The sequence below is a fragment of the Streptomyces torulosus genome (assembly GCF_001419765.1).
GTDB lineage: Bacteria > Actinomycetota > Actinomycetes > Streptomycetales > Streptomycetaceae > Streptomyces > Streptomyces torulosus.
Genome location: NZ_LIRK01000163.1, coordinates 1 through 6078, shown reverse-complemented (window position 1 = coordinate 6078; position 6078 = coordinate 1). Strand labels below are relative to the sequence as shown.

Sequence of the window (6078 nt, the reverse complement as noted above, 5' to 3'; positions counted from 1 at the left end):
AGATGTGTATAAGGAACAGCACCCGATAGGCGGCCACCGCGGCCCCCCCGCGGCGCGTCGCGTACCATGGGCCCCGCAGAAGGGGAGTAGCTCTTCGCCGGACCGTCGACATACTGCTCAGCTCGTCTGAGCCGGCGCCCGGAGCGGGTCCATCGACAAGGGGCCCGCCAGCGAGACCTTCGGCAAGCAGTGCACACCCGTGCGACCCCGCACGGGTGAACGTGTGCTGCCGTGCCGAGGTGTCGCGTCAGCGGACCGTTTCTCTCGGTGGGGCAGCCCGACCGATTGAGGACCCTTGATCAGCTTCAGTGTCATGGCGCTCGTCTTCGGCGTCGTCTTCCTCGCCGAGCTCCCCGACAAGACCGCGCTCGCCGGCCTCGTCCTCGGCACCCGCTACCGCGCCTCGTACGTCTTCGCCGGCGTCGCTGCGGCCTTCGCCGTGCACGTCGCGCTGGCGGTCGCCGCGGGCAGCGTCCTCACCCTGCTGCCCCAGCAGATCGTGCACGCGCTGACCGGTGTGCTGTTCCTGGGCGGCGCGGCGGTGCTGCTGATGAAGAAGGACGAGGACGAGGAAGAAGTCCGCAGGCCGGAGAACCAGGGCTTCTGGAAGGTCTCCGGCGCGGGCTTCATGCTCATCCTCGTCGCCGAGTTCGGCGACCTGACCCAGATCATGACGGCGAACCTCGCGGCGCGGTACGACGACCCGCTCTCCGTGGGCCTCGGGGCCGTCCTCGCGCTGTGGGCCGTGGCCGGGCTCGGGATCGTCGGCGGCCGGGCGCTGATGAAGAGGGTGCCGCTGAAGCTGATCACCCAGATCGCGGCCGTGCTGATGACGGGGCTCGGTGTGTGGAGTTTGTGGGAAGCCGTGACGGGATGACGAAGGGGGTGGCGGTGAGCACCGTTGTTTTGTACCGTGGAGAAACAAAGTGGCTCCCGCCCGCATTCCCTGACCGGTGGGCGGGGCCGCCTTGTCCTGTCACGGGGCCGTACCGCCGTCTCCGCACCGCCCGGCCCCTTCCCGCGTTCCCGCGCCCTGGAGCTTGCCGATGCCGGCCACGACCGTTCTGACCGCCCGCGCCTTCCTGCTCGACATGGACGGCACCCTCGTCAACTCGGACGCCGCGGTCGAGCGGGTCTGGCGGCGCTGGGCCGAGCGGAACGGGCTCGACGGCACCGAGGTCATGCGGGTGGTCCACGGACGCCAGGGGTACGCCACGATGGCCGTACTCCTGCCGGACCGGCCCATGGAACAGAACTACGCGGACAACGCGCGGATGCTGGAGGAGGAGACGGCCGACGTGGACGGGGTCGTCCCCATCCCGGGCGCGCCGGAGTTCCTCGCGTCCCTCACCGCCGGCGGAGTGCCGCACGCGCTGGTGACCTCCGCGAACGTTCCCCTCTCCACGGCGAGGATGACCGCCGCCGGGCTGGCCCTGCCCGACGTCCGGGTCACCGCCGAGTCCGTCGGTGCGAGCAAGCCCGACCCCGAGGGATTCCTGAAGGGCGCCGCCGAACTGGGCATCGCCCCCGAGGACTGCGTCGTCTTCGAGGACTCCGAGGCGGGCATCCAGGCGGGCCGCGCCGCCGGCATGCGCGTCGTGGGCATCGGATCGCGCGCGGCCGCCCACGGGCCGGACGTCGTGGTGCCCGATCTGCGCTCGGTACGGGTCGAGACGGGCGAGGACGGGCCGGTCCGGCTGCACGTCGCCTAGCCCGGCCGCCGCGCCATCGGCTGGAGGCGGCCGCCGCGCCCCGGACGGGGCGCGGGGCGGTGGCTGTCAGGCTCCGGTGTTCTTCGGGCCCGTCTGCTGGACCACCTCGAAGGACCAGACGGTGGAGGCGGACGCGGCCGGCTTGGGGCGGTCGGCCGGGGGCTGGTCGCCGCCGCCCTGGTGGGCCTGCTTCATCGGGCCCTCCATCCACGCCTCGAACGACGCCTCGTCGCGCCACCGGGTGTACACGAGGTAGTTGTCGGTGCCGTCGACGGGCCGCAGCAGCTCGAACCACTCGAACCCGTCGGAACTCTCCACCACCCCGGCACGAGAGGCGAACCGCTTCTCCAGCACCTCGCGCTGCTCCGCGGGGACAGTGAGGACGTTGATCTTGACGATGCTCATGGGGTCATCCTGCATCACGGGGGCGACGGGGGTGTGCGCCGACCCCGGCGTCAGGGTTCCTGGGTTTCCGCTTCCAGGCGGGCTCGGGTCGCCAGGCCGTAGACGCCGGGCTCGTCGTCCTTCGAGACGGCCCGTGTGGTCTGGTAGTCGATGACGGCCTGTTCGACCTGGCGGTCGAAGCTCTGGTCGATGTCGCCGTTGTAGAGGCCCAACTGGCGCAGCCGCAGCTGGAGTTCGGTGACCTCGGGGTCGTCGTCGCCGAGGCGGAGCGTCTTCGGGGCCTCCAGCCGGCTGTCCCCCTTCTTGTTCGCGTCGTCGGCCGTCGACCTGTCGGAGGCCCGGGCGCTGGGCGACGCCTCGCTGGCGCTGGGCGACGGGGACGCCGACGGCGACGCGGACGACTTCGAGGCGGAGGGGGACGGGCTCCCGGACGGCTTCGCCCGTCCGGCGCCACCCGGCGGCGCCGGTGCGGGCGCCCCGCCCCCGGTGGCCTCCTCGGGCGTCTGCACCGGCGTCTTGTCGCCGTCCACCGTGGTGTCCGGCGCGCTCGCCCGCACGTCGTCCGGGAGTGCCCCGTTCCGCTCGGGCGCCTCGTAGGAGAAGAGGCCGCTCATGAAGCCGGCCGCCGCCATCACCCCGGCCGCCGCCGTGCCCCCGAGCGCGACGATCAGCCCCGTACGGCGGCGACGGCCCGCGGAGCGGGGGCGTGCGGGCGTCGAGGAGCGGGTGTGCGGGTGCCCGGAGGCGGAAGCGGGCGGCGGGACCGTGAGCGGCCGGGTGCGGTCGTCGGCCGGTGTGGTCGTGCGCGGGGCCCGGAAGGCCGCCAGCCGCATCGTCGCCGCCTCGGCGTGTCCGGGGCCGCGCGCGTGCCCCGGGCCCGTGCGGGGGCCGGTGTCGTCCTGGTGCCCGTGGTCGTCCTCGGCGTCGCCCAGTTCCACGTACGGGCGGATGCGCAGCGGGTCGAAGTCCTCGGCGGCCGCCGCCTGTGCCGTGCGGGCTTCCAGGAGTGCTTCGGAGGCGCGGCGGCCACAGCCGCAGGACGGGGTCCCGTCCGTGGCCCGGGGAGCGAAGCACTCCGGGCATATGTGGCTGTTCGGTTCACTCACGTGTGGTCCCTCCCCGTGAAGACTCCCGAGTTTATGCAAACCGTCGTCACACAACCTCCCGATCGTCACAGGAGTGACCGGCGCCGCAGTGGTTCGACAGGCCATAACCGGTCACACCGCCCACGATGGAATGAACACCGGAGGAATGAGGAGACCGGGGACGCTGTACGAGACCCTCGGAGGCCCTCGGGAGGTCCGCATGACCGACGACACCGCGCACGACGACGGCGGCCGCACGGCGGGGCGCGGGGCGGGGCGCACGGTGGGAGATCCGGCGGGGAGTGCGGCGGCGTCGGACCCGGCCGGTGCTCGGCGTCGTGCCGCGGGGGCCGCCGAGCACGTGCCCGGTGGGGTCATGGTGTCCATCGGGGCCCTGCTGCTCGGGATGCTGCTGGCCGCGCTGGACCAGACGATCGTGTCGACGGCGCTGCCGACGATCGTGAGCGATCTGGGCGGGCTGGACCATCTGTCGTGGGTCGTGACCGCCTACATGCTGGCCGCGACGGCGGCGACACCGCTGTGGGGGAAGCTCGGGGACCAGTACGGCCGCAAGCGGCTGTTCCAGACGGCGATCGGGATCTTCCTCGTGGGGTCGGCGCTGTGCGGAATGGCGCAGGACATGCCGCAGTTGATCGGGTTCCGGGCGCTCCAGGGCCTGGGCGGCGGCGGGTTGATGGTCCTGTCGATGGCGATCGTCGGGGATCTCGTCCCGCCGCGGGAACGGGGGCGCTACCAAGGGCTGTTCGGGGCCGTGTTCGGCGCCACCAGTGTGCTCGGGCCGCTGCTCGGCGGGCTGTTCACCGAGCATCTGAGCTGGCGCTGGGTGTTCTACGTCAATCTGCCGGTCGGGGCGGTCGCGCTGATCGTCATCGCCGCCGTCCTGCACGTCCCCCGCAAGGCCGAGCGGCACGTCATCGACTACCTCGGCACCTTCCTCATCGCCTCCGTCGCCACCTGCCTGGTCCTCGTCGCCTCCCTCGGCGGTACGACCTGGGACTGGGGCTCGCCGCAGATCATCGGTCTCGCCGTGCTGGGCGTGGCGCTCGCCGTGGTCTTCGTGGCCGTGGAGGGGCGGGCGGCCGAACCCGTGCTGCCCCTGAAGCTCTTCCGCGTCCGCACCTTCACCCTCTCCGCCGTGATCAGCTTCATCATCGGCTTCGCGATGTTCGGGGCGATGACCTATCTGCCGACGTTCCTCCAGGTCGTGCGCGGTGTGTCGCCGACCATGTCCGGTGTGCACATGCTGCCGATGGTGTTCGGTCTGCTGCTGTCGTCGACGGTGTCCGGGCAGATCGTCAGCCGTACGGGCCGCTGGAAGGTGTTCCCCGTCGCCGGGACCGCGGTGACGACGCTCGGCCTGCTGCTCCTGCACCAGCTGGACGCGCACAGCGGCGACGGCGAGATGAGCGCGTACCTCTTCGTCTTCGGGCTCGGGCTCGGCCTCGTCATGCAGGTGCTCGTGCTGATCGTGCAGAACGCCGTCCCGTACGAGGACCTGGGCGTCGCCACCTCCGGCGCGACCTTCTTCCGGTCCATCGGGGCCGCGTTCGGGGTGGCCGTCTTCGGCACGGTCTTCGCGGGGCACCTCGGGGACAAGCTGGCGAGCGCCCTGGACGGTGCCCGGCTGCCGGCCGGCGTCAGCGTGGACGGACTGAAGGCGGACCCGCGGGAGATCGCCGAGCTGCCGTCCTCGCTGCGTCCCGCCGCCCTCGACGCCTACGCCGAGGCGATCACCGACGTCTTCGTCTACGCGGCCCCCGTCGCTCTCCTCGGCTTCGTCCTCGCCTGGTTCCTGCGCGAGGACCGGCTGCGCGCCTCGGTGACGGCCCCCGACGGCACGGAGACCTTCGCCAGCAACCCCGTCGAGCGGTCGTCGTACGACGAGGTGTGCCGGGCGCTGTCCCTGCTCGGGTCGCGGGAGGGCCGGCGGGAGATCTACCGGACGATCACCGCGCGGGCCGGTTACGACCTGCTGCCCGCCGCGAGCTGGCTGCTGCTGCGGATCCGGAGGTACGGCTGGGTCGAACCCGCCGTGCTCGCCGAGCGCAGCACCGTGCCGCTGGATGTGATCATGGCCGCGTCGCGGCAGGTCGAGGAGCGCCGGCTCGCCCGCCGTGAGGGTCTCGACCTCGTGCTGACCGGCACCGGGCGCGCTGCCGCCGAGCGGCTCGCCAAGGCCCGTGAGGATTCCCTGGCGGAGCTGCTGGGCGACTGGTGGGGGCCCGACCGGCCGACCGATCTGGTCCGTCTGGTCGAGGAGCTCACCGACGAGATGTGCGGCTCGGACGCCGAGCGCCCGCACGACGAACGGCCGGTCACCCGCGCGTCGGAGCCGCCGGCCGCACCAGTTTCTTCGTGAACCAGTGGTCCGCGTACGGGTCGTCGTTGTGCGGCTCGCTCTCCTCGTAGCCGAGCCGGGCGTACAGCGCGCGGGCCTCGACGAGGTCGGCGCGGGTGTCGAGCACGATCCGCTCCGCGCCGAGGCGCCGTGCCTGGTCCTCGGCCGCCGTCACGAGCAGCGCGGCGCCGCCCTTGCCGCGGGCGTCCGTACGGAGGAAGACCCGCTTGAGTTCCGCCGTGGCCGCGTCCATCAGCCGGACGCCCGCCGTGCCGGCCGGTTCGCCGGCGTACCGCGCCACCAGCAGCACCCCGTCCGGCGGCGCGAGCCGGTCCCCGGTGTTCGCCGCGATCTCCCGCTCCAGTTCGTCGGGGTCGGTGGCGCGGCCCTCGTGCAGCAGGTACCAGCGGTCGCTGACCTCCGTGTAGTACGCCCGCCAGAGCGCGGCCGCGACGGGCGAGTCGAACGGTTCGGGGGCTATGGACCAGGCGGTCGTCGTGGAGGCCATGGCGGGGAT

General features: G+C 72.6%; 6 protein-coding genes. 3 read left to right on the top strand and 3 right to left on the bottom strand.

Features of this window, described 5'->3' with window-relative positions; genetic code table 11:
• Positions 1–295 precede the first annotated feature (295 nt).
• Both AOK23_RS12010 and AOK23_RS12005 read left to right on the top strand, forming a co-directional pair.
• On the top strand, positions 296–877 hold the full coding sequence (locus tag AOK23_RS12010) for a TMEM165/GDT1 family protein (RefSeq protein ID WP_055712715.1): 582 nt from the start codon (positions 296–298) through the stop codon (positions 875–877).
• A 169-nt stretch (positions 878–1046) separates the two neighbouring features.
• Positions 1047–1712: an HAD family hydrolase gene (locus tag AOK23_RS12005; protein WP_055712714.1), complete on the top strand. Its 666-nt coding sequence runs from the start codon at positions 1047–1049 to the stop codon at positions 1710–1712.
• 66 nt (positions 1713–1778) lie between these two features.
• Here AOK23_RS12005 and AOK23_RS12000 read toward each other — a convergent pair whose 3' ends face one another.
• Together AOK23_RS12000 and AOK23_RS11995 are read right to left on the bottom strand one after the other, a co-directional pair.
• Complete coding sequence (locus AOK23_RS12000; RefSeq protein WP_055712713.1) at positions 1779–2117, bottom strand: antibiotic biosynthesis monooxygenase family protein; 339 nt, start codon at positions 2115–2117, stop codon at positions 1779–1781.
• Positions 2118–2167: 50 nt separating this feature from the next.
• Positions 2168–3223, bottom strand: coding sequence for a peptidoglycan-binding domain-containing protein (locus tag AOK23_RS11995; RefSeq protein ID WP_055712712.1), 1056 nt, complete (start codon positions 3221–3223; stop codon positions 2168–2170).
• Positions 3224–3422: 199 nt separating this feature from the next.
• Here AOK23_RS11995 and AOK23_RS11990 point away from each other — a divergent pair, with 199 nt between their 5' ends.
• Positions 3423–5582, top strand: a complete 2160-nt coding sequence (locus AOK23_RS11990) for an MDR family MFS transporter (RefSeq protein WP_055712711.1) — start codon at positions 3423–3425, stop codon at positions 5580–5582.
• Here the strand turns inward: AOK23_RS11990 and AOK23_RS11985 are convergent.
• A complete protein-coding gene (locus AOK23_RS11985) occupies positions 5539–6069 on the bottom strand; it encodes a GNAT family N-acetyltransferase (protein ID WP_055712716.1) in 531 nt (176 codons plus the stop codon). The two genes, AOK23_RS11990 and AOK23_RS11985, sit on opposite strands and share 44 nt — an antisense overlap.
• Positions 6070–6078 lie beyond the last annotated feature (9 nt).

Excerpts from the sequence above, each read along its gene's own strand:
- AOK23_RS11990 (WP_055712711.1), top strand. The coding sequence starts at position 3,423 with ATGACCGACGACACCGCGCACGACGACGGCGGCCGCACGGCGGGGCGC.
- AOK23_RS11985 (WP_055712716.1), bottom strand. The coding sequence starts at position 6,069 with ATGGCCTCCACGACGACCGCCTGGTCCATAGCCCCCGAACCGTTCGAC.
- AOK23_RS12000 (WP_055712713.1), bottom strand. The coding sequence starts at position 2,117 with ATGAGCATCGTCAAGATCAACGTCCTCACTGTCCCCGCGGAGCAGCGC.
- AOK23_RS12005 (WP_055712714.1), top strand. The coding sequence starts at position 1,047 with ATGCCGGCCACGACCGTTCTGACCGCCCGCGCCTTCCTGCTCGACATG.